General features: G+C 72.7%; 20 protein-coding genes. 9 read left to right on the top strand and 11 right to left on the bottom strand.

Translation table 11 applies throughout. The features are described 5' to 3' along the window. Positions 1-29: 29 nt before the first annotated feature. The 3 genes from secE to OG403_RS03370 form a co-directional block, all read right to left on the bottom strand. Positions 30-281 carry a preprotein translocase subunit SecE gene (gene secE, locus OG403_RS03380; RefSeq protein ID WP_329561279.1) on the bottom strand — a complete coding sequence of 84 codons (252 nt, stop codon included), beginning with the start codon at positions 279-281 and terminating at the stop codon, positions 30-32. Between the two features lie 151 nt (positions 282-432). Beyond that, positions 433-1,017 (bottom strand): aminoacyl-tRNA hydrolase, encoded by a 585-nt coding sequence (pth, locus tag OG403_RS03375; RefSeq protein WP_329561277.1) that lies wholly within the window; start codon positions 1,015-1,017, stop codon positions 433-435. Positions 1,018-1,227: 210 nt separating this feature from the next. After that, positions 1,228-1,872 carry a hypothetical protein gene (locus OG403_RS03370; protein WP_329561275.1) on the bottom strand — a complete coding sequence of 215 codons (645 nt, stop codon included), beginning with the start codon at positions 1,870-1,872 and terminating at the stop codon, positions 1,228-1,230. A 300-nt stretch (positions 1,873-2,172) separates the two neighbouring features. On the opposite strand from OG403_RS03370, the gene OG403_RS03365 reads away from it, so the two are divergent. From OG403_RS03365 to OG403_RS03350, 4 genes are all read left to right on the top strand, one after another. Then, a complete protein-coding gene (locus OG403_RS03365) occupies positions 2,173-2,661 on the top strand; it encodes a protein-tyrosine phosphatase family protein (RefSeq protein WP_329561273.1) in 489 nt (162 codons plus the stop codon). Positions 2,662-3,261: 600 nt separating this feature from the next. Further along, positions 3,262-3,585 (top strand): hypothetical protein, encoded by a 324-nt coding sequence (locus OG403_RS03360; protein WP_329561272.1) that lies wholly within the window; start codon positions 3,262-3,264, stop codon positions 3,583-3,585. A gap of 113 nt (positions 3,586-3,698) precedes the next feature. After that, complete coding sequence (locus OG403_RS03355; protein WP_329561270.1) at positions 3,699-5,075, top strand: DUF4331 domain-containing protein; 1,377 nt, start codon at positions 3,699-3,701, stop codon at positions 5,073-5,075. 79 nt (positions 5,076-5,154) lie between these two features. Beyond that, on the top strand, positions 5,155-5,481 hold the full coding sequence (locus OG403_RS03350; protein WP_329561268.1) for a hypothetical protein: 327 nt from the start codon (positions 5,155-5,157) through the stop codon (positions 5,479-5,481). 15 nt (positions 5,482-5,496) lie between these two features. On the opposite strand, the gene OG403_RS03345 is transcribed toward OG403_RS03350, so the two are convergent. The 4 genes from OG403_RS03345 to OG403_RS03330 all read right to left on the bottom strand — a co-directional run bounded on the left by OG403_RS03345 (position 5,497) and on the right by OG403_RS03330 (position 8,260). Further along, on the bottom strand, positions 5,497-5,820 hold the full coding sequence (locus tag OG403_RS03345) for a UBP-type zinc finger domain-containing protein (RefSeq protein WP_329561267.1): 324 nt from the start codon (positions 5,818-5,820) through the stop codon (positions 5,497-5,499). 52 nt (positions 5,821-5,872) lie between these two features. After that, positions 5,873-6,361 carry a C39 family peptidase gene (locus OG403_RS03340; protein ID WP_329572081.1) on the bottom strand — a complete coding sequence of 163 codons (489 nt, stop codon included), beginning with the start codon at positions 6,359-6,361 and terminating at the stop codon, positions 5,873-5,875. 45 nt (positions 6,362-6,406) lie between these two features. Continuing rightward, positions 6,407-7,228: an LppU/SCO3897 family protein gene (locus OG403_RS03335; protein ID WP_329561266.1), complete on the bottom strand. Its 822-nt coding sequence runs from the start codon at positions 7,226-7,228 to the stop codon at positions 6,407-6,409. Between the two features lie 435 nt (positions 7,229-7,663). Continuing rightward, the gene (locus OG403_RS03330; RefSeq protein WP_329561264.1) at positions 7,664-8,260 is read right to left on the bottom strand and encodes a hypothetical protein; all 597 of its coding nucleotides are present in this window, start codon (positions 8,258-8,260) and stop codon (positions 7,664-7,666) included. Positions 8,261-8,443: 183 nt separating this feature from the next. Here OG403_RS03330 and OG403_RS03325 point away from each other — a divergent pair, with 183 nt between their 5' ends. The 3 genes from OG403_RS03325 to OG403_RS03315 all read left to right on the top strand — a co-directional run bounded on the left by OG403_RS03325 (position 8,444) and on the right by OG403_RS03315 (position 10,978). Beyond that, positions 8,444-9,013, top strand: a complete 570-nt coding sequence (locus tag OG403_RS03325) for a TetR/AcrR family transcriptional regulator (RefSeq protein ID WP_329561262.1) — start codon at positions 8,444-8,446, stop codon at positions 9,011-9,013. 91 nt (positions 9,014-9,104) lie between these two features. Next, on the top strand, positions 9,105-10,280 hold the full coding sequence (locus tag OG403_RS03320) for a GDSL-type esterase/lipase family protein (RefSeq protein WP_329561261.1): 1,176 nt from the start codon (positions 9,105-9,107) through the stop codon (positions 10,278-10,280). A 74-nt stretch (positions 10,281-10,354) separates the two neighbouring features. Continuing rightward, positions 10,355-10,978, top strand: a complete 624-nt coding sequence (locus OG403_RS03315; protein ID WP_329572079.1) for an RraA family protein — start codon at positions 10,355-10,357, stop codon at positions 10,976-10,978. A gap of 78 nt (positions 10,979-11,056) precedes the next feature. On the opposite strand, the gene OG403_RS03310 is transcribed toward OG403_RS03315, so the two are convergent. From OG403_RS03310 to OG403_RS03295, 4 genes are all read right to left on the bottom strand, one after another. Beyond that, positions 11,057-12,769 (bottom strand): glycerol-3-phosphate dehydrogenase/oxidase, encoded by a 1,713-nt coding sequence (locus tag OG403_RS03310; RefSeq protein WP_329561260.1) that lies wholly within the window; start codon positions 12,767-12,769, stop codon positions 11,057-11,059. Positions 12,770-12,798: 29 nt separating this feature from the next. After that, positions 12,799-14,316, bottom strand: a complete 1,518-nt coding sequence (gene glpK, locus OG403_RS03305) for a glycerol kinase GlpK (RefSeq protein WP_329561259.1) — start codon at positions 14,314-14,316, stop codon at positions 12,799-12,801. 48 nt (positions 14,317-14,364) lie between these two features. Further along, positions 14,365-15,207 carry an MIP/aquaporin family protein gene (locus tag OG403_RS03300; protein ID WP_329561258.1) on the bottom strand — a complete coding sequence of 281 codons (843 nt, stop codon included), beginning with the start codon at positions 15,205-15,207 and terminating at the stop codon, positions 14,365-14,367. Positions 15,208-15,377: 170 nt separating this feature from the next. Beyond that, positions 15,378-16,136 (bottom strand): helix-turn-helix transcriptional regulator, encoded by a 759-nt coding sequence (locus OG403_RS03295; RefSeq protein ID WP_329561256.1) that lies wholly within the window; start codon positions 16,134-16,136, stop codon positions 15,378-15,380. A 224-nt stretch (positions 16,137-16,360) separates the two neighbouring features. On the opposite strand from OG403_RS03295, the gene OG403_RS03290 reads away from it, so the two are divergent. Together OG403_RS03290 and OG403_RS03285 are read left to right on the top strand one after the other, a co-directional pair. After that, entirely contained in the window at positions 16,361-19,624 is a 3,264-nt protein-coding gene (locus OG403_RS03290) for a bifunctional cytochrome P450/NADPH--P450 reductase (protein ID WP_329561254.1), read from the top strand. A gap of 83 nt (positions 19,625-19,707) precedes the next feature. Then, positions 19,708-20,640 carry a LysR family transcriptional regulator gene (locus tag OG403_RS03285; protein WP_329561252.1) on the top strand — a complete coding sequence of 311 codons (933 nt, stop codon included), beginning with the start codon at positions 19,708-19,710 and terminating at the stop codon, positions 20,638-20,640. Positions 20,641-20,775 lie beyond the last annotated feature (135 nt).

The raw sequence follows: 20,775 nt of genomic DNA, 5'->3' as shown, positions 1-20,775 counted from the left end.
GTGGAGCGGCGGGTGGAAGAGCCGGGTGGCTAGCCGAAGATCGAGAAGGTGATGTGCGCGAACGCGACGTCGAGGCCGTAGACCAGCATCACCATCACGACCACGAAGGTCAGCACCACGCCGGTGTAGGACGTCAGCTCGGAGCGCGTCGGCCAGACGACCTTGCGCAGCTCGGCGACGATCTGCCGGTAGAACAGCGAGATCCGCGCCAGGAGGCCGCGCAGGCCGTGCTGCTTCGACGAGGGTGCCTTGCCCCGCTCGCGGGTGGTAGGTCCAGCCATGCGCCGACGCCTTTCCCTGGACGCCGCCGGATCTGATGGCAGGCGTCTGAGTCCTGGCTTCCAGCGTACGGACGAAAAGGGATGCTTCTACTTGAAACGGACAGCTGAGCCCCGCTCGCCGCTGTTCTGCGGTCGGTGGCGGGCCGGCCGGTCAGGCCTGCGCGGCGTGCAGCGCGTTCTGCGCCTTGCCCAGACCGCTCAGCATCAGCTCCTCGGCGGCGTCCGCGCAGCGGTCCACCAGGTCCGGCAGGGCCGATTGCTCGGTCTGGGTGAACTTCTGGAGGACGAAGCTGCCGACCGGCTGTCCCTTGGGCGGACGCCCGATCCCGAAACGCAGCCGGAGGAAGTCGCGCGTGCCCAGCGCTTCGCCCACCGACCGCACCCCGTTGTGCCCGGCCGGACCGCCACCGCGCTTCAGGCGGGCGGCGCCGAACGGGAAGTCCAGGTCGTCCTGGACGACCAGCAGGCGCTCGGGCGTGCCGCGGTAGGCGCGCAGGACCCCGGCGAGCGGGCCGCCCGACAGGTTGATGGTCCAGCCCGGTTTGGCGAGGACCACCCGGCGGCCCGCGACCTCGATCTCGGCGACCCGGCAGCGGATCCCGCGCCGGCGGAACCTGGCGCCGTGGCGCTCGGCGAGCCGGTCGACCACCAGGAACCCGGCGTTGTGCCGTGTTCCCGCGAACCAGGGGCCGGGGTTGCCCAGGCCGGCCACCACCCAGCGCTCCTCGGACGTCATCCGTGCCCAGCCTCCCGCCCAGCGGCAGCGCGGGAGCGCGGATCGCCCCCGGTGCGTGCCACATCATGCCAAGTGCCCGGCCGGCCCCGGATCGGCAGGGGTACGGCTCGGGCAGTCGGTTGTCACACACGGGCGGGCTGCGGGCTGCGGGCGGACGGCGGACGGACGGCCCCGGACCGCGCCAGGACCGCCAACGGGCGGACCGAGCGGTCAGTAGCGCTCGGCCGTCGCGACCTTCGGGTTCAGGGCGACACCCGAGGACTTGGTGCTGACCGCGACGGGCGCCGCGTGCTGGCCCGGCGCGAGGTTCTGGGCGCCCACCACATCGCTGTCCACGAGGGTGCCGGAGGAGTCCGTGAAGTCGACCCGCACCGCGTAGGAAGCGGTGCTGGAGGTGGTGTTGGTGATGTTCACCAGCACCGCCGTCACATCGCCGCTCGTGGTCCTGGGCACTCCCGTGAGGGTGACGTCCCCGGTGGCGTTGCCGCTCCCGGAGACGTTCGCCAGCGCGGCCGAGGCCGAGGCCTCGGACGCGGCACCCGCCGCGGAGACCGACGCCTCGAAGGAGGCGGCCGCGGCGGAGGCGGAAGCGGAGGCCGCCGACAGCGAGGCCTGGGCCGAGGCGGCGAGTGACGACAGCCCGGAGGGAGTGGCACCCGAGAAGGACGCCGTCGCCGGCGAGAAGGGGGACGCCGCGGAGGACGCCGCCGAGGCCGGTGTCGACGTCGACGTGTGCGTGGTCGAACTGCTGCACGCCGACAGGCCGGCGACGCAACCGGTCGTCACGACCAGCGCCGCCAGCGGCAGGCGCCAGGTTCCGCCCGCTCCGACCGTTCCGGAATACTCTCTGCTCACGGGTCCGCCCATGGTTGCTGGCCGGGACCGCTCCCGTGCCGCCTGCCCTCACCGTCACCTGGCCGGACAGCCGCCGCGAGCCGGGCTGGTCCATCCCGGTGCCCGGCACACCGGTATCGCAGGCGCAACGGACGAGGGCTCGCCGGCACGCGGGACTACGATGTCGGTCGCGGACCGTGCTGCCGGGCAACGGTCTTCGATCAGCAGGGAACGTCCGACCCGCCGAGGCGGGGCCAACTCCGGTCACTGACCCAGCTGATCATCCGACCGTCATCCAACCCTTCCGAAAGCGCTGCGGACATGCGACCCCCCTTCTTCACCGTCGACCTCCCGGGGCCGGGCCGGCTGAGCACCATGGCCAGACCCCGTGGCAACGACCGGCTCGAAGGCGAGATGGCCGCGCTCAAGGACGCCGGTGTCGACGTCCTGGTCTGCGCCCTCCCCGGGGCCGAGCGCGACGAACTCGGCCTGACCGGCGAACCCGGGGCAGCGGAGGCGGCCGGGCTGCGGTTCGTCGAGGTGCCCATCCCGGACTTCACCGTCCCCGATCTCCCCACGATCCTGCCCGTCCTGCGGCAACTCGCGGCACAACTGCGCGACGGCGCGCACGTCGTCACGCACTGCCGGGCCGGCATCGGCCGGTCCTCGCTGCTCGCCGCCGCGCTGCTGATCCTCAACGGCCTTGATCCTGACACCGCCTGGGAGCTGATCGGACGAGCGCGCGGGCTGGCCGTCCCGGACACCGCCGAGCAGCGGGAGTGGACGACGGGCCTGCCCGCGCACGTGTGAGGCCGACGCCGTCCGGGCGGCGGCCCCCGGCGCGTGCCGGAAGGCGGTACTCGGCGCTCGCGAATGGCGCGGCGACCAGCGGAGTTGGGTGCCGGCCGGCCATTGACAGGCCCCAGGGGCGGCCCGCTGGGCAGGCGCTTTCCGAGTGGGTGTTTTCCGGGTGGACCCTTTCCGAAGCGGTGCGTCTGCCGAGTCGTTGAGCCGCAGTATTCCATCTCGGCCTTCCGCGCACGCCGAATTCACCGCGCGGCGCCACTCGGTAGCGGTCCGGCGGCAGCCGGAAGTCGGTGACGGCTCGTCATCGGCCTCTGGTCATCGACCATTCGTTGATCTGCAACGCAGTTGAGCCGGTAGGGCGGAATGTCGCAGCGGGTGGACGCGTGTCGCCTTGACCGGGGTATTCCGGGACCATTTCACTTCCGGTGACCGCCCACCAGTACCCGAAGTCCCAGTACCCGAAGCCTGGTCGCCATTTCTCCTTCGTGATCCAACGTCACTCGCACCCTGGCGTGCGCCCGACTGCGATCGGCCACCTTCTCGTGCGGCGGATCGGGGCGGGTCGGCGGCACGCCCGTCCATTCCATCTCCGGAGGAATTCCCATGTCCTTGGAAAATCCCGCGACTGACGCCCCGTCCAACGGCCCGACCCGCCGGCACCTGATGCGCCAGGCGGCGGCCGTCGGCGCCGCCGGGCTCGCCGTGAGCCTGGTCGCCGGCGCCGGTGGCGGCGCGGCTGAGGCCGCCACCACCGACAGGTCGCCGGCGGGCGAGCCCGCGCCGGCCCAGGCCCCCGAGCACGACGAGCCGATGATCGTGCACGTCCGCGACGCGCGGACCGGCCGGCTCGACCTGTTCAGCGGCGAGAAGCACCACGCCGTCCAGGACCCGGCGCTGGCCGCCGCGCTGGTCCGCGCGCTGGGCTGACCGTCCCGCGCGTACCGGTCGGCCCCGGCGTCGGGCTCCTTCCGGGGCCGACCGGCCCACGTTCCCGCTCCTGCCCCCGCCGTACACCACAATCCAACCCCTGTGAGGTTCCCGTGTCGTCCCACCGCGAAGCCCCCGAGATCTCCAAGGACCCGGTCGCCGACAGCACCGACGTCTACGCCTTCGTCAGCCCCGACGCCTGCGACACCGTCACGCTGATCGCCAACTACATCCCGCTGCAGAGCCCGGCCGGCGGCCCGAACTTCTACGAGTTCGGCGAGGACGTCCTCTACACGATCCACATCGACAACGACAACGACGGCCGTCCGGACGTGAGTTACGAGTTCCGCTTCCGGGTGGAGGTGGTCGACCCCAACTCCTTCCTTTACAACACCGGGCCGATCACCGCGCTGGACTCGCCCACCTGGAACCGGCGCCAGACGTACAGCATCACCCGGGTCGAGGCCGGTGACCGCCGCCGCGTCATCGCCGAGAACCTGGCCTGCCCGCCGTGCAACATCGGCCCGCTCTCCACCCCCGACTACACCTCGCTGGCCGCCATGGCGGTCCACCGGATCGAGGGCGGGCGCAAGGTCTTCGCCGGGCAGCGCGCCGAGGGCTTCTACGTCGACCTCGGCTCGATCTTCGACCTCCTCACCCTGCGGCCGTTCCAGCAGCTGCACCTCATGCCGGCCTTCACCCAGCCCGCCCCCGGTGTCAACGCCACCAAGCAGCTGAACGTGCACAGCATCGCGCTCCAGGTCCCGATCACCGACCTGACCAAGGACCACCGCAAGCCCGGCAGCGTGACGGACCCGCACGCCACCATCGGCGTGTGGACCACCGCCTCCCGCCGCCAGGCCCGGGTCATCGACCACACCGGACACACCACCGAGTCCGGCCCCTTCGTGCAGGTCTCCCGGCTGGGCAACCCGCTCTTCAACGAGGTCATCGTCCCGATGGGGAAGAAGGACCTGTGGAACTCCCAGCCCCCGGCCGACGACAAGAACTTCGCGCAGTACGTGGCCTTTCCCGAGGTGGCCAAGCTGCTGCCGGTGCTCTACCCGGGCGTCTTCCCCAACCTCGCGGCCTACACCAAGTCGCGGGCCGACCTGCTCGCCATCCTGCTGACCGGCATCCCCAGCGGTGTCGTGCCGGGCTTCCAGAACTACACCGGCGACACCCAGGCCGACATGCTGCGGCTGAACGTCGCCGTTCCGCCGGCCACCAACCCCAACATCCTGGGCCTGGTCGCCGGTGACCCGGCCGGCTTCCCGAACGGTCGGCGCGTCTTCGACGACGTCGTCACCGTCGAGCTGCGGGCCATCGCCGGTCTGACCCTGCCGCTGGTCGACCCGAGCTTCACGCCGGACGGTGCCGCCAGTGTGATCACCGACGGTCTCACCCCGGCCGACCTCGGCACGCCGTACCTGAACAGCTTCCCGTACCTGGGCGTCCCCTTCGACGGGTACCACACCCCGTCCAGCTGACCCGTCAGCAGCGCACCCGGTGCGGGTAGCCGTCGTGGCGGCCCGCACCGGCCCGTTCCCCGATCAGGAGTCACCACGCATGACGCACACCCACACGCACGCGCCGCTGCCCGCCCCCTCCCGGGAAGGCAGCGTGGTCCTGGAGATCGGCGGCACCCTCGGCGCCCTGATCATCCACACCGGTGCCGCCGAGGACGGCTTGGAGATCGAGGTCAGTTTGACCGGCCAGGACACCACCCGCACCCACGCGGCCGTCCGGCCCCGCCATCTCGTCGGGCGCAGCATCCACTGCGCGGTGATCTCGCCGCTCCCGGAGGGTGAGTACACGCTCTGGCGGACCGCGGACACACCGGCGGGCAGCGTCACCGTGCGTGGCGGCGAGGTGACCGAGTACCACTGGGCGTAGGGCCTGCGCGGCGGGTCAGTCGGCGGGCCGCAGGAAGAGCTCGTCGGTGTAGCACCAGGCCCAGTCCTCGCCGGGCTCGATGGACCGGGCGAGGTCGTGGCCGGGTGCGGCGTGGGCATGCGCGTGGGCGTGCTGCTTCGGTGAGCTGTCGCAGCAGCCCACGTGCCCGCAGGCCAGGCACTCCCGCAGGTGCACCCAGCGGCTGCCGATCCGCAGGCAGTCCTCGCAGCCGCGGGTGCTGCTCGGGACGACCTCCCGTACCTCGCCCAGGTGCCCGCAGGACCGCTCGCCCGAGGCGCCGAGATCCTCGGCCACCTGCCACGCGTGCCGCTCGCTCATGCTTCCCACGATACGCAGCCTCGCCCGGCCGGCCGCTGTCCGCCGCACGCCGTCACGCGTCGGCGAGGACGACGGCCATGTCCCCGTAACTGGCATAGCCCGCCTCGAAGTCGCTCGGCTTGACGGTCAGGTGCCCGCGGGCCGGGTCGTTGATGGTGACGGCGGTGTCGGTGTACCCGGTGACGACGACCGCGTGTTCGGCGGTGCCCGGGTAGCGGACGCTGCGGCCGTCGTAGGCGGTGTAGGGGTGATCGGGCCGGTCGCGCCACAGGTAGTCGACCCAGACGATCGCGGGGCGGCCCGCTCGCAGCTGGGCGCGCAGCCGGGCCGGGGTCAGGCCCTCACCGGCGGCGGCGACCCGCACTCCGTAGGCGCGGGCGGCGTCGGCCACCGGCGGGAAGTAGACGCCGTAGCCGGTGCCGGCGCTCTCGGAGCCGTCCGGGTCGCCGACGAAGGCCCGGTACGGGTCGCCGGAGCGGGGACCAGGGAGCCGGCGAGGGCGGCGAGGAGGGTTCGGCCGGGCCGGCGGGGGAGCCGTGATGCCCCGGCGCGGGCGCCGGTGATCACCGGGATCACCGGCAGCCGCTCAGTGCAGGAACTGCAGGCAGAGCGTGTACGAGTCCGAGGACGAGCCCTGCTTCTGGTAATAGCCGTCCGAATCCGGGTACTTGCGGCAGAGGTCGTCGGGGTTGCCGGTGCCGCTCTCCTTGCCGACCACCTTGGCGTCGGCCGACGGATCCGAGCAGGGGAGCACCTCGACGTCCGGGTGGTCGTCGGTGGCGCCGGCGGTCGTCACGTCGGCCCGGTTGTGCACGCAGTCGCCCACGCTCGCGTAGTCCGGGCTCTGCTGGCTCGACCAGACCACCAGTCCGACGGCCAGCACCGGGATCAGCAGGCCGAGCGAGGCAGGCCGGGTGAAGAGCGGCCGCCCCGGACTCATCGGCTGCCGGGGAGCACCCGGCACCGGGGGCGCCAGCTTGTTGATCCTGGCGCGCTGGGGCAGGTTGACGAGCATGGTGATCGGGTTGATGAGCGCCGAGGCGATCCCCCACCACCCCTGCCACAGGCTCTTGGCGGTCATCGAGCGGTGCGTGGCGATTCCGCAGTCGCGGCAGAACGGACCCCGGAGCTTGAGGAAGCGCATGATCACCAGGAAGCCCTGGTGGCCGCGAATGGTCGCCTCCACGGCCGGCACCGAACCGCAGAAGCGGCAGCTGAGCCCACCCTGGAACTGCGGCGCACCGACCGGCCAGCCCTGCGGCCCCGGCTGCGGCCCTGGCTGGGGCTGCGCCTGGGGCGGCAGCGCGCCGTAGCCGTAAGGCGCCTGCGCACCCGGCGGCGGGGTGTAGGCCTGGGCGGGCGGTGCGGCCGTTGCCGCCCCGGCCGGCGGAGCGCCGAACTCGCCCATGGGCGGCCCGAATGCGCCAGGGGGCGGCCCGGCCGGAGCCTGCGGTGACAGCGGACCCTGGGCAGGCGGCAGCGGAGTGGACAAGGTTGATCCCCCGTGATGAGTCATCGTCAACTGCGACCGAGCTGAGCGGCCGAAGCCGAGACACTATCGGCAGTGCGGGCTGACGCCAAAGCAGATTCGGCCGCAGCGGCTGACGGCGTGGAACAGTGGCCGAATCGTGATCGAACCATTGCCGCGCGGTCGGGGTTCGGGGGGCTTTCCCGGGTCATTGCCGGGGCTTGGCATCTCGATGAGGAAGGTGGTGGGTCCACGCGCTACCCGTGGCCCCTGTCGGGGCGCGGACATGATGGCCGATCAGGCCCGCGCCCAGGGTAAGGACGTCTACGCCGGCCTCGCCGAGGTGCCGGCCGCCGGCTGAGGCGGGCCGGGCTGCTATCCCTGCCTCGTCGCGGAGCGGGGCTGCCCCGCAGGCTGTGCGCGCTGCGCGGTCTGTGCGGGCTGTGCGGTCTGTGCGGGCGTGGTGCCGCGCCTGGCGGGTGTCGTCGCCGGGCTGGTGGCCGGGTCGCTGGAGGTCCGGATGGTCTGGGAAGGGGCGGACAGCGGGGCCTGGATCGGCTGTCCGATGGAACCGAGCCGGCCCTGGTGCGCCGACTGCTCGAGGGGGGTCCTCGTGCGCTTGAACGCCTCGGTGAGTTGGCCCGCCGACGACCGGTCCAACCGGACGACGAGGTTGGGGTAGTTCGCGTCCTTGCCCGCATAGCTGATGTCGGTGCTGGTCAGGATCTGACTGCGGGCTCCGTTCGACTCGGCGTCCGACCTGGAGGTGGTCCGCACGTTCGGCTGCCAACCGCGGCCGGGGTAGTTGTGCTCCGTCGAGAGCGACCAGCTGTCCGCGTCCACCTGCAGCCAGGCGCCCGGCTGCCCGGGGACCGTCCAGGTGCCGTGCGGGCCGCGGACGACCACGCGCTGATCGAAGTCGGCGGCCTTGCTGACGATGGTGATCCGCCACGAGCCGTTGAACCTGAGCACCGCTGTCCTCCTGACGTCGTCGTGCGCACCACTGCCGGGAGCGCACCCGCCACGGTGAACGGCTCGAAGGGGCCGGTCGGCTCAACCGGGACGGCGGGGACCCACGTCAGGCTAATAGAGAGGCTTGTTTGCCTAAAGCCTTTAGGTAAATGCATAATCAGTTCTACGAACGGGAGGCAGGACATGGCACGCGCGGGACTGACCACGGAACGTCTCACCCTGGCGGGGGCGGAGCTGGCCGACGAGGTCGGCTTCGACCAGGTCACCGTCTCGGCGCTGGCCAGGCGGTTCGACGTCAAGGTCGCGAGCCTCTACTCGCACCTGAAGAACTCCCAGGACCTCAAGACCAGGATCGCCCTGCTCGCCCTGGAGGAACTCGCCGACCGGGCCGCCGACGCCCTGGCCGGCCGGGCCGGCAAGGACGCCCTGACGGCGCTGGCGAACGTCTACCGCGACTACGCCCGCGAGCATCCCGGCCGTTACGCCGCGACCCAGCTCAGGCTCGACCCGCAGACGGCGGCCGCCAGCGCCGGTGTCCGGCACGCCCAGATGACCCGGGCGATCCTGCGCGGGTACGACCTGACCGAGCCGGACCAGACCCACGCGGTCCGGCTGTTGGGCAGCGTCTTCCACGGCTACGTGACCCTGGAGCTGGGGGGCGGGTTCAGCCACAGTGCCCCCGACACCCAGGAGACCTGGTCGCGCACCATGGACGCCCTCGACGCGCTGCTGCGGAACTGGCCCGCGCCCTGACGGTGGATCAACCACCGCCGGGCGCCCGGGGAAAGGTGCCGAGCAGCGAAACCAGAGCAGACCCGAACACCTCGACCGGCAGGCTGACACGATGCACACCCAGCAGCACTGGATCACCACACCCATCACCGCGGACCTCCTGCGCGGTGCCCTCGACCTGGAGCAGACCGCGCACGGCGTGCTGCCGCACCGGCTGCCCGCCCGGGCCCGCGCCCAGAACGCCGACCCGCAGTTGGCCATGGCGGAGTCCCAGCCCTCCGGCGTGCGGCTGGTCTTCCGCACCCGGGCCACCGCCGTCGAACTGGACGCGCTGCCCACCAAGCGGGTCTACCCGGGTGCCCCGCCCCGGCCGGACGGCGTCTACGACCTGCTGGTGGACGGCCGCCTGGCCGGTCAGGCCGGCGTGACCGGCGGCAACACCCTGACCATCGACCTGGCCACCGGCACCGCCACCTCCCGGCCCGGCCCGCCCGGCACTTTGCGTTTCACCGACCTGCCCGAGGGCGTCAAGCACGTCGAGATCTGGCTGCCGCACAACGAGACCACCGAACTCGTCGCGCTGCGCACCGACGCCCCCGTCGAGCCGGCCCCGGACCTGGGCCGCAAGGTGTGGCTGCACCACGGCAGTTCGATCAGCCACGGCTCCGACGCCGCGAGCCCCAGTACCACCTGGCCCGCCCTCGCCGGCGCCCTCGGCGGCGTGGAGCTGATCAACCTGGGCCTGGGCGGCAGCGCCCTGCTCGACCCGTTCACCGCCCGCGCGCTGCGGGACACCCCCGCCGACCTGATCAGCCTCAAGATCGGCATCAACCTGGTCAACACCGACCTGATGCGCCTGCGCGCCTTCACCCCGGCCGTGCACGGCTTCCTCGACACCGTCCGCGAGGGCCACCCCGGCACACCGCTGCTGGTCGTCTCGCCCATCCTGTGCCCCATCCACGAGGACACCCCCGGCCCCAGCGCCCCGGACCTCGCCGCGCTCAGCGCCGGGCAGCTGCGCTTCCGGGCCACCGGCGACCCGGCGGAGCGCGCGAGCGGGAAGCTGACGCTGGGCGTCATCCGGGACGAGCTGGCCCGGATCGTGGCGCAGCGGGCGGTCGAGGACCCGAACCTGCACTATCTCGACGGCCGCGACCTCTACGGCCAGGCCGACGCCGCCGAACTGCCGCTGCCCGACCGGCTCCACCCGGACGCCGCCACCCACCGCCGGATCGGCGAACGCTTCGCCCAGCTGGCCTTCGCCGGCAAGGGCCCGTTCGCCGAGTAGCGAGCCGCTGACCGCTGACGAGGCTGCGGAACACGAAGGAAGGCATGGAGGAAGGTATGGAAGACATGGAAGACATGGACCGCAGCACCGAATTCACGAACATCCCCTCGACCACCCTGGCCGACCTGCTCGGGCGCGCGCAGGTCATGGACATCGGCATCCGCCCGCTCTGGTCCCCGACCCCGCGCGTCGCCGGTCCGGCGTTCACCGTGCGGTGCCCTCCGGGCGACAACCTCATGCTGCACGCGGCCATCTACCGCGCGCGGCCGGGCTCGGTCATCGTCGTCGAGTCGGGCGACCTGGACTACGCACTCGCCGGCGGGAACGTGTGCGCCGTCGCTCAGCGCCGGGGGATCGCGGCGTTCGTGGTGGACGGTCTGATCCGGGATCTGGGCGAGGTGCGCGCGGCGGGCTTCCCGGTCTTCGCCCGGGGCGTCATCCCCGTTCCGGGGACCAAGGAGGCCATCGGGGCGCTGGGCGGCCAGGTGCGCTGCGGCGGTGCGCCGGTGCATCCCGGCGACCTCGTGGTGGCCGACGAGGAGGGCATCGTGGTGACCCCCGCGGCCCGCCAGGAGGAGATCCTGCGGGCCGCCCGGGCGAAGCTGGCCAAGGAGGCCGGTGAATCCCTCGATGACTGGGAGCGGGAGCACCACGCCCGGATCGAGCGGATCCTGGCCGAACGGGGCTTCGAAGGCTGACAGCACGCCGCCGCACCGCGCCCGGGACGGTCCCCGGGGGCGGTGCGGCGGCGTGTCGTGCGCGCGGGTGAGCCGCCGTCAGGTCAGCGGCACGATCTCCGGCGCGCCGAGCCGCACCGCGTCGGCCGTCTGGTCGTCCGGCTGGTGCTGCGCCTCGCGCTCGGCCTCCACCCGCTTGGCGTAGTGGTCGACTTCGCGGTCGACCTGCTCCTGGCGCCAGCCGAGCGGGCCCGCGATCAGGTCGGCCACCGTGCGGGCCGCGTCCACCCCGCGGTCCCAGGACTCGATGGAGATCCGGGTACGCCGGGCCAGCACGTCGTCCAGGTGCCTGGCTCCCTCGTGGGTGGCCGCGTAGACGGCCTCGACCCGCAGGTAGTCGTCGGAACTCGGCAGCGGCTCGCCGAGCGAGGGGTCCTCGGCCACCAGCGCGAGCAACTCGCTGACCAGCGAGCCGTACCGGCGCAGCAGGTGCTCGATCCTGGCCACGTGCAGACCGGACTGCTCGGCCAGCGCGTAGCGGGCGTTCCACAGCGCGGGGTAGCCCTCGGCGCCGATCAGCGGCACGTCGTGGGTGGTGCTCTCCGGGACCTTCTCGTCCAGGTTGCGCACCGCCTCGTCCACCGCGTCCTTGGCCATCACCCGGTACGTGGTGTACTTGCCGCCCGCGACCACCACCAGACCGGGGACCGGGTGGGCCACCAGGTGTTCGCGCGAGAGCTTGCTGGTGTCGGCGGCCTCGCCGGCCAGCAGCGGCCGCAGGCCCGCGTAGACGCCCTCCACGTCCTCCGGCGTCAGCGGGGTCACCAGCACCTTGTTGACGTGCTCCAGCAGGTAGCCGATGTCCTTGGAGCTGACCGCCGGGTGCGCCTTGTCGAGGTCCCAGGCGGTGTCGGTGGTGCCGACGATCCAGTGCCGGCCCCACGGGATGACGAAGAGCACGCTCTTCTCGGTGCGCAGGATCAGCCCGGTGCGGGAGTTGATCCGGTCGCGCGGCACCAGCAGGTGGACGCCCTTGGACGCCCGGACGTGGAACTGGCCGCGGGTGCCCGCCATGCTCTGGGTGTCGTCGGTCCACACGCCGGTGGAGTTGATCACCTGCTTGGCGCGGACCTCCACCTCCCGCCCGCTCTCCAGGTCCCGCACCACCGCGCCGACCACGCGTTCGCCCTGGCGCAGGAACCGGGTGACCCGGCTGCGGTTGGCCACGTGCGCGCCGTAGCAGGCCGCGGTGCGCACGATGTTCATGGTGTGCCGCGCGTCGTCCACCTGGGCGTCCCAGTACTGGACGGCGCCGATCAGGGCGTCCGAGCGCAGCGCCGGTGCCTCGCGCAGCGCCTGGCGCTTCAGCAGGTGCCGGTGGTGCGGCAGGCCGCGGGCGGTGCCGGAGGTGATGCCCATCGTGTCGTAGAGCAGCACGCCGGCGCCGACGTAGGGCCGCTCCCAGACCCGGTGGGTCAGGGGGTAGAGGAACGGCACCGGGCGGACCAGGTGCGGGGCGAGCCGCTGGAGCAGCAGGCCCCGCTCCTTGAGCGCCTCGGCCACCAGCCGGAAGTCGAGCATCTCCAGGTAGCGCAGGCCGCCATGGATCAGCTTGCTGGACCGGCTGGAGGTCCCTGACGCCCAGTCACGGGCCTCCACCAGGCCCACGCTCAGGCCCCGGGTGACCGCGTCGAGCGCGGCGCCCGCCCCGACCACGCCACCTCCGACCACGAGGATGTCGAGTTCCCGTTCCCCCAGCCGGGTGAGCGCCTCGGCCCGCGCCTGCGGGGAGAGCGCTACTGGCTTCACCATGAGTCAGCCCTTCTGCGTCCGTGAGAGTCCTACTTGACGTCCACCCAGTCGAGGGTTCGCGCCACCGCCTTCTGCCAGCCCGCGTACCCCACGGTGCGCTGCTCCTCGGACCAGGACGGCTCCCAGCGCTTCGACTCCTGCCAGTGGGAGCGCAGTTCGTCGGTGTCCCGCCAGAACCCGGTGGCCAGGCCGGCGGCGTAGGCGGCGCCGAGCGCGGTGGTCTCGGCGACCACCGGACGGCTGACCGGGACGCCCAGGACGTCGGCCTGGATCTGCATGCACAGGTCGTCGGCGGTCACGCCGCCGTCCACCTTCAGCACGTCCAGGCGGACACCGGAGTCCTGCTCCATCGCCTGCACCACGTCCCGGCTCTGGTAGCAGATGGCTTCCAGGGTGGCGCGCGCCAGGTGCCCGTTGGTGTTGTACCGGGCCAGGCCGACGATCGCGCCGCGGGCGTCGGAGCGCCAGTACGGGGCGAACAGGCCGGAGAAGGCCGGCACGAAGTACATCCCGCCGTTGTCCTCGACCGTGCCGGCCAGCCGCTCGACCTCTGCGGCGGTGGTGATGATCTTCAGCTGGTCCCGCAGCCACTGGACAGCCGAGCCGGTGACCGCGATGGAGCCCTCCAGGGCGTACACCGCTGGGCTGTCGCCGAACTGGTAGGCGACGGTGGTCAGCAGGCCGTGCTGGGAGCGGACCAGCTCGGTGCCGGTGTTGAGCACCAGGAAGTTGCCGGTGCCGTAGGTGTTCTTGGCCTCGCCGGGGGCGAAGCAGACCTGCCCCACGGTGGCCGCGTGCTGGTCGCCGAGCACCCCGGTGATCGGGATGGCGGTGCGCAGCGGCCGGGAGGTCCGGGCGGTGCCGAAGGCCTCGGCGTGCGAGGACGGATTGATCTTCGGCAGCATCCGGCGCGGGATGCCGAACAGCGCCAGCAGTTCGTCGTCCCAGTCCAGGGTCTCCAGGTTCATCAGCATGGTGCGGCTGGCGTTGGTCACGTCGGTGGCGTGGATCCCGCCGTCGGGGCCGCCGGTGAGGTTCCACAGCACCCAGCTGTCGGTGTTGCCGAAGACCGCGTGGCCCTGCTCCGCGGCGGCCCGGACGCCTTCCACGTTGTCCAGGATCCACTTGATCTTCCCGCCGGAGAAGTAGGTGGCGGGCGGCAGGCCGGCCTTGCGGCGGATCACCTCGCCGTGGCCCTCGCGTTCCAGGGCGGCCGCGATCGAGTCGGTCCGGGTGTCCTGCCAGACGATCGCGTTGTAGTACGGCCGACCGTTGCGCGGGTCCCACACCACGGTGGTCTCACGCTGGTTGGTGATGCCGATCGCCACCAGGTCGGCCGGCGAGAGGCCGCCCTGCCGGACCGCGGTCTGGATCACCGAGTTGGTGCGCTCCCAGATCTCCACCGGATCGTGCTCGACCCAGCCGGGCCGGGGCAGGATCTGGGTGTGCTCCAGTTGGTGCTTCGCCACCTCGTTGCCGTCGTGGTCGAAGATCATGAATCGTGAGCTCGTGGTCCCCTGGTCCACCGCTCCGACGAACTCTGGCATGACTGCCGCCTCTGCTGTGTGGGGGCTTGCTTGGGGGGCGGGACGGGATCACTTCGTGGGCTCGAGCGGAGCGCGACCGGGCTCCTCGGGCTCGCCGATCCCCAGGTGCGGAGTGATCAGGAGCCGGTAGACGAGGCCGCCGACGACGCAGCCGATCAGCGGTCCGACGATAGGCACCCAGAAGTACAGATGTCCGTACTGGTCCCGCCAGGCGTGGTGGTAGCCGGTGAGGTAGCTCGCCAGGCGCGGGCCGAAGTCGCGGGCCGGGTTGATGGCGTACCCCGCGCAGGCGCCCCAGGCCATGCCGATGGCCACCACGATCAGGCCGACGATGAACGGGCCCAGGTTGGCGCCGGGGGGCGAGTTGAGCACGTCGGTCACCGCGAAGACGAGGAAGACCAGGATCGCGGTGCCGATGATCTGGTCGCGCAGCGCGCCGAGGTCACTGATCGGCAGCACGCCGTTGCCGGGGAGGGTGGAGAACACCACCTGCGTCTTGAGGGTGTGGTCGGGATCGACCTTGTCCAGGATGTTGGTGTAGTTCCAACGCACCAGCAGGGCGGCGACGAACGCCCCCAACGTCTGGGCCAGCACGTACGGCAGGACCTTGCGCCAGGGGAAGCCCTTGAAGATGGCCAGCGAGAGGGTGACCGCCGGATTGAGGTGCCCGCCGCTGATCCGCCCGGCGGTGTAGACGCCCAGCGTGACGCCCAGGCCCCAGGCCCAGGCGATGCTGTCGTGGTCGCCGATGCCGGCGGCCACCACCTGCGCGACCACGCCGGCGCCGAAGAGGAGCAGGATCATCGTTCCGGCGAACTCGGAGCTGAGTTCGCCGAGGAGAAGCCTGCCGGGACTGCGTTCGATCTGTGCTGTGCTGTGACTGCCCGTCATGGAGTCCGGTCCTGCCGCCGAAGTGATGCCTGTAAAGGCCGTACACGGCCAAGCCTGAGTCAGGAAGGCCGCCGGGGCCTCGTCGACACGGCTGTTCGAGTTGCGCGGGCCGCGTTCGGGGGTGTCGGGCGGGTGGTGGCGGTGGCGGGGTGCTAGGGGCGGGCGGGTGCTTACGCCTCCTGGTCCCGGCCGGGGGCGGTGCTGGCCGGGGCCGGCGGCCAGGCGTGCGGGGCGAGGACACCGGTCACGTAGGCGCGCGCGACCAGCGCGGCGCGGTTGGTGGTGCCCCAGCGCCGGGAGAGCCGGCCGAGGTGGTAGTTGACGCCGTCGACGCTCAGGTTGGTCGCGGCGGCGATCCGGGCGGTGGTGGAGCCGGCGGCGGCCAGCGCGAGGATGCGCGCCTCGACCGCGCTGACCCGCGGTTCGGCGGGCGGGGGTGGCGGCGGGGTGGCCGGCACGCGCAGGTGCAGCAGTAGGTTGGGCTGGGCGTCGGGTCCGTCGCTGACCAGGTCGACGGTCATCTCGCCGTGCCGTTCGAGGTCGGCGGCACCGCTGCCGCCGCCGGTGTTCGGTCCCGCGTTCCCGTCGCCGTTGCCGTTCCCGGGGGACCAGGAGACCTCGATCGGGTAGCGCGAGCGGCGCTGCAGCCGGACCGCCTCGGCGAGCGAGCGCAGGCGGGGAGTGGTCCGCGGGTGGAAGAGGTCGAGGATGTTGCGCCCGGTCAGCCGGCCGGGCAGCAGCCCCCACTCGGCGGCCATCGCGGGATTGGCGATCAGGATGACGCCGTCCGGGTCGCAGAAGGCGGTCGGCAGCGGGATGTGGTCGAAGAGCAGGATGGTCCGGTTGCGCCAGAAGATCGCCCGTTCGCACTTCGGCGGGGCCGAGCCGTCGCCCGGCTCGCCGCAGCTGAGCTGTCCCTGCGACTCCATCGCGCTCCCCGCCCGTCCTGTCGGCCCCACCTGCGCTGACCCGCCGTCCGGCCGGGTGCTAGCACCGGGAGTTGGTTCGCGCAAGATCGTAACTCGAGTGGCTACTACACAATCGTGTAGTGAGCGCGGGGCCAACGACGCCGCCGGAGCGCGAGAGTTGAGCCGAGGGGGTCGTTGCCCGCCGGCGGCGGCCGAAAATTCTGACTTCGGAGGGCAGTTCAGCCATGACCGAGACCCAGCGCGCACCATGGCCCGACGGCAGCGGGGAACTGCCCCTGGTCGACGTCTCCGCGGACGAGCCGACCGACACGCCGACCCTGCGGCTGATGGAGCTGGCCCGTCGCCACGGACCCGCCTTCGTGCGGCGCTTGCACGGCGGCGACCTGCTCATGGTCAGTGACGTGGAGCTGGTCACCGAACTGGCCGACGAGCAGCGGTTCGCCAAGACCGTCGGTCCCTCGCTGGAGAACGTGCGGGAGTTCACCGGCGACGGCCTGTTCACCGCGTACAACGAGGAGCCCAACTGGGCCAAGGCGCACGACATCCTGATGCCCGCCTTCGCGCTGGGGTCGATGCGCACCTACCACCCGGTGATGGTCCAGGTGGCCCGGCGGCTGATCGACTCCTGGGACGGCCGGGCCGCCACCGGCGAACGCGTCGACGTGGCCGCCGACATGACCAGGATGACGCTGGACACCATCGGGCTGGCCGGCTTCGGGTTCGACTTCCACTCCTTCGGGGGCGATCAGCCGCACCCGTTCGTCGAGTCGATGGTGCGCTGCCTGGAGTGGGCGATGACCAAGACCACCCGTGACCCCGACCTGGACCACAGCGCGAGCGACCGGGCGATGCGCACGGACGCCGACTACCTCGCCTCGGTGGTCGACGAGGTCATCGCGGCCCGCACCGCCGAGCGGGCCGCCGGCCGCCCGGCGGACGGGGACCGGGCGCCCCGGGACCTGCTCGACCTGATGCTGGACGCCAAGCACCCGGCGGACGGCACCGGCCTGGACCTGGAGAACGTCCGCAACCAGGTCATCACCTTCCTGATCGCCGGCCACGAGACCACTTCGGGCACCCTCGCCTTCGCGCTGTACCACCTCGCCAAGCACCCGGCCGTGCTGCGCCAGGTGCGGCGCGAGGTCGACGAGCTGTGGGGCGACACCCCGGACCCGGAGCCGACCTTCGACGAGGTCGGCCGACTGCCCTACACCCGCCAGGTGCTGAACGAGACGCTGCGCCTGTGGCCCACCGCCCCCGCCTTCGGGCGCCAGGCCCGCCAGGACACCGTCCTCGGCGGCCGGATCCCGCTGCGTGCCGGGCAGGGCGTCATCGTGCTGACCACGATGCTGCACCGGCAGAGCGTCTGGGGCGACAACCCGGAGCTGTTCGACCCCGAGCGCTTCGCGCCCGAGGCGGTGGCGGCCCGCTCCCCGCATGCCTTCAAGCCGTTCGGCACCGGTGAACGGGCCTGTATCGGGCGGCAGTTCGCGCTGCACGAGGCGACCATGCTGCTGGCCATGCTGGTGCACCGCTACCGGCTGATCGACCAGGACCGCTACCAGCTGGCGCTCAAGCAGTCGCTGACCATCAAGCCGGACGGCTTCGCCCTCACCCTCCACCCGCGCACCCCCGCCGACCGGGCCGCCGACCGCGCCGCCCTCGGCGGCCGGAGCGCCACCGCGCCGTCCAGCGCCGCGCCGTCCAGCGCCGCCGCGCCGCAGGATCCGGCGGCCGACCTGCCCACCCGGGTCCGCCAGGGCACCGGCGTGCTGCTGCTGCACGGCTCCAACTACGGCACCTGCCGCGACTTCGCGGCCCAACTCGCCGACACCGCCGCCGAACTCGGCTGCGAGACCACCCTCGCCCCGCTCGACGACCACCGCGCCGCGCTGCCCACCGACCGGCCCGTGGTCATCGTCGCGGCCTCCTACAACGGCCGGCCCACCGACGACGCGGCCGACTTCGTCCGCTGGCTGGAGGAGGCCGAACCGGGCGCCGCCGCCGGGGTCGGCTACGCCCTGCTGGGCGTCGGGGACCGCAACTGGGCGGCCACCTACCAGCGCGTGCCCACCCTGATCGACGACCGCCTCACGGCCCTGGGCGCCACCCGGCTGCTGCCCCGGGGCGAGGCCGATGCGTCCGGCGAACTGAGCTCCGCCGTCGAGGCGTTCAGCGCCGCGCTGGCCGCCGCCCTGCTCGCCCGGTACGGCGACAGCGCCACCGCCGGCCGCCCGGCCGAGCGCGAGCAGGCCCCGGCCTACACGGTCACCGAGGTCACCGGCGGTGCGCGCGCCGCGCTGGCCGCCCGCCACGGCCTGACCGAGCTGACCGTGCTGGAGGCCGCCGAGCTGAGCCGCCCGGGCTACCCCCGGGTCAAGCGGCTGGTCCGCCTCGCGCTGCCGGCGGGGATGGCCTACCGCGCCGCCGACCACCTCACCGTGCTGCCGGCCAACAGCCCCGCGCTGGTCGAGCGCGCGATCCGGCTGCTGCGGGTCGACCCCGACACCGTCCTGCGGATCACCGCCAACCGCGCCCGCCGCGACGGGCTCGGCGTGGACCGGCCGCTGACGGTGCGTGAACTGCTCACCCACTACGTCGAACTGCAGGACCGGCCGACCGCCGAGCAACTGGCCCTGCTGGCCGCCGGCAACCCCTGCCCGCCGGAGCGGGCCGCCCTGCGGGCCCTGGCCGAGGACGGTGTGGCGCGCGCCGAGGACCGGCGCACCGTGCTGGACCTGATCGAGGACCACCCCGCGCTGCGCGAGGCGCTCGACTGGCCCACCCTGCTGGAGCTGCTGGCGCCGATCCGGCCCCGCCACTACTCCATCTCCTCCACCCCGGCCGTCCAGCCGGGCCAGGTCGACCTGATGGTCTCCGTGCTGCGGGCGCCGGCCCGCTCGGGTCGCGGCACCTTCCACGGCACCGGCTCGGGCTACCTCGGCAGCCGCTCGCCCGGCGACACCGTGCTCGCCCGCCTCCAGCCGTGCCGCGCGGACTTCCGGATCGACCACCGGGCCGGCACCCCGGTCATCATGATCGCGGCGGGCACCGGCCTGGCCCCCTTCCGCGCCGCCGTCGCCGAGCGCCGCGCCCTGCTCGCGGACGGGGTCGGACTCGCCGCCGCACTCTGCTACTTCGGCTGCGACGCACCCGACGCCGACTTCCTGCACGCCGACGAACTGCGGGCGGCCGAACACGCGGGAGCCGTCTCGCTGCGCCCCGTCTTCAGCGCGGCGCCCGAGGAGGGCCACCGCTACGTCCAGCACCGCATCGCGGCCGAGGCCGACCAGGTGTGGGAACTGCTGCGGGCCGGCGCCCGGGTCTACGTCTGCGGCGACGGTGCCCGGATGGCCCCCGGCGTGCGGGAGGCGTTCCATGACGTGTACCTCAAGCACAGTCCGCAGGCCGACCGCGGCATGGCGGTGGACTGGCTGCGGGCCCTGGTCGACCAGGGCCGCTACGTCGAGGACGTCTACGGCGGCTGAGCCGGTCGACGGTGCCCGCGGCGGGGCCTGGGACGATGGACCGGTCCAGGGCGTGACCTCGTACGAACCGATCGGTGTGGCAGATGGAACTACGGCACCTCAGGTACTTCGTCGCCGTCGCCGAGACCCGTAGTTTCACCCAGGCCGCCGCCGCTTGCTACGTCGCGCAGTCCGCCCTGAGCCAGCAGATCGCCCGGCTGGAGAAGGACGTCGGGGCCGCGCTGTTCAGCCGCACCAGCCGTTCGGTGCGGCTGACGGCCGCGGGCGGGACGCTGCTGCCCTGGGCCCGGCGGATCCTGGCGGACGTGGACGGTGCGCGGGCCGAACTCGACGCCCTGGCCGGGCTGGAGCGCGGACGGCTGGACCTGGGACTGATCCAGACCCTGGCCAGCGCCCTGGACCTGGCCGAGGTGCTGGCGGACTACCAGCACCGCCATCCCGGCATCGACCTGCACATCAGCAACGCCCCCAGTGCGGAGATGGCGGCGGCCGTGGCCGCCGGGGCGCTCGACCTGGCGGTGATCGGCCTGGGCCCCGGACGGCTGCCGCACGGGGTGGACTGCCGCGTGCTGGACAGCGATCCGCTGGTCGCCGTCGTCCCGCAGGGCCACCCGCTCGCCGACCGTGCGGTGATCGGCCTGGGTGAACTCGCCGACGACCGGCTCATCCAGTTCAGTCGGGGGACCGGGCTGCGCCGCCAGGTCGAGGAGGCGTTCGAGCGCGCCGGAGTCCGGCCCGACCAGCGCTTCGAGGTGGGCCTGGTCGGTGACATGGTCAGACTGGCCGCGCGCGGGCTGGGTGTCACGGTGGTGCCGCGGTCGGCCGCCGTCGGTGCGCGCCGGGCGGCCGAGGGCCTCGCCGCCGCGGCCGGGCCGCCCGACGGTGCCCGGGTGCTGCCCCTGGCGGACCAGGCCGCGCTGCACCGGGTCGCCGTCGTCTACGACGGCACCCGGCTGTCGGCGGCCGCCAACGCCTTCCTGGCCACCCTCGAGCGGCACAGCCGCGGCGAAGACTGAGAACGAGCCTCCGCCATCGATCGCTCAAAGCGATCGCTGCATCCGAATCCATCTCTTGGACAGAACGCCGGGCGCGTCGCAGTCTGGAGCACGACACCCCGGCCCGCCACCGTGGCGGGTCCCTCGGATCGGAGC

Origin of the sequence: Kitasatospora sp. NBC_01266 (assembly GCF_036242395.1) — a bacterium.
Classification (GTDB): Bacteria; Actinomycetota; Actinomycetes; order Streptomycetales; family Streptomycetaceae; genus Kitasatospora.
Note: the sequence above shows the minus strand (reverse complement) of the source record. Positions and strands in the feature narration are given on the sequence as shown.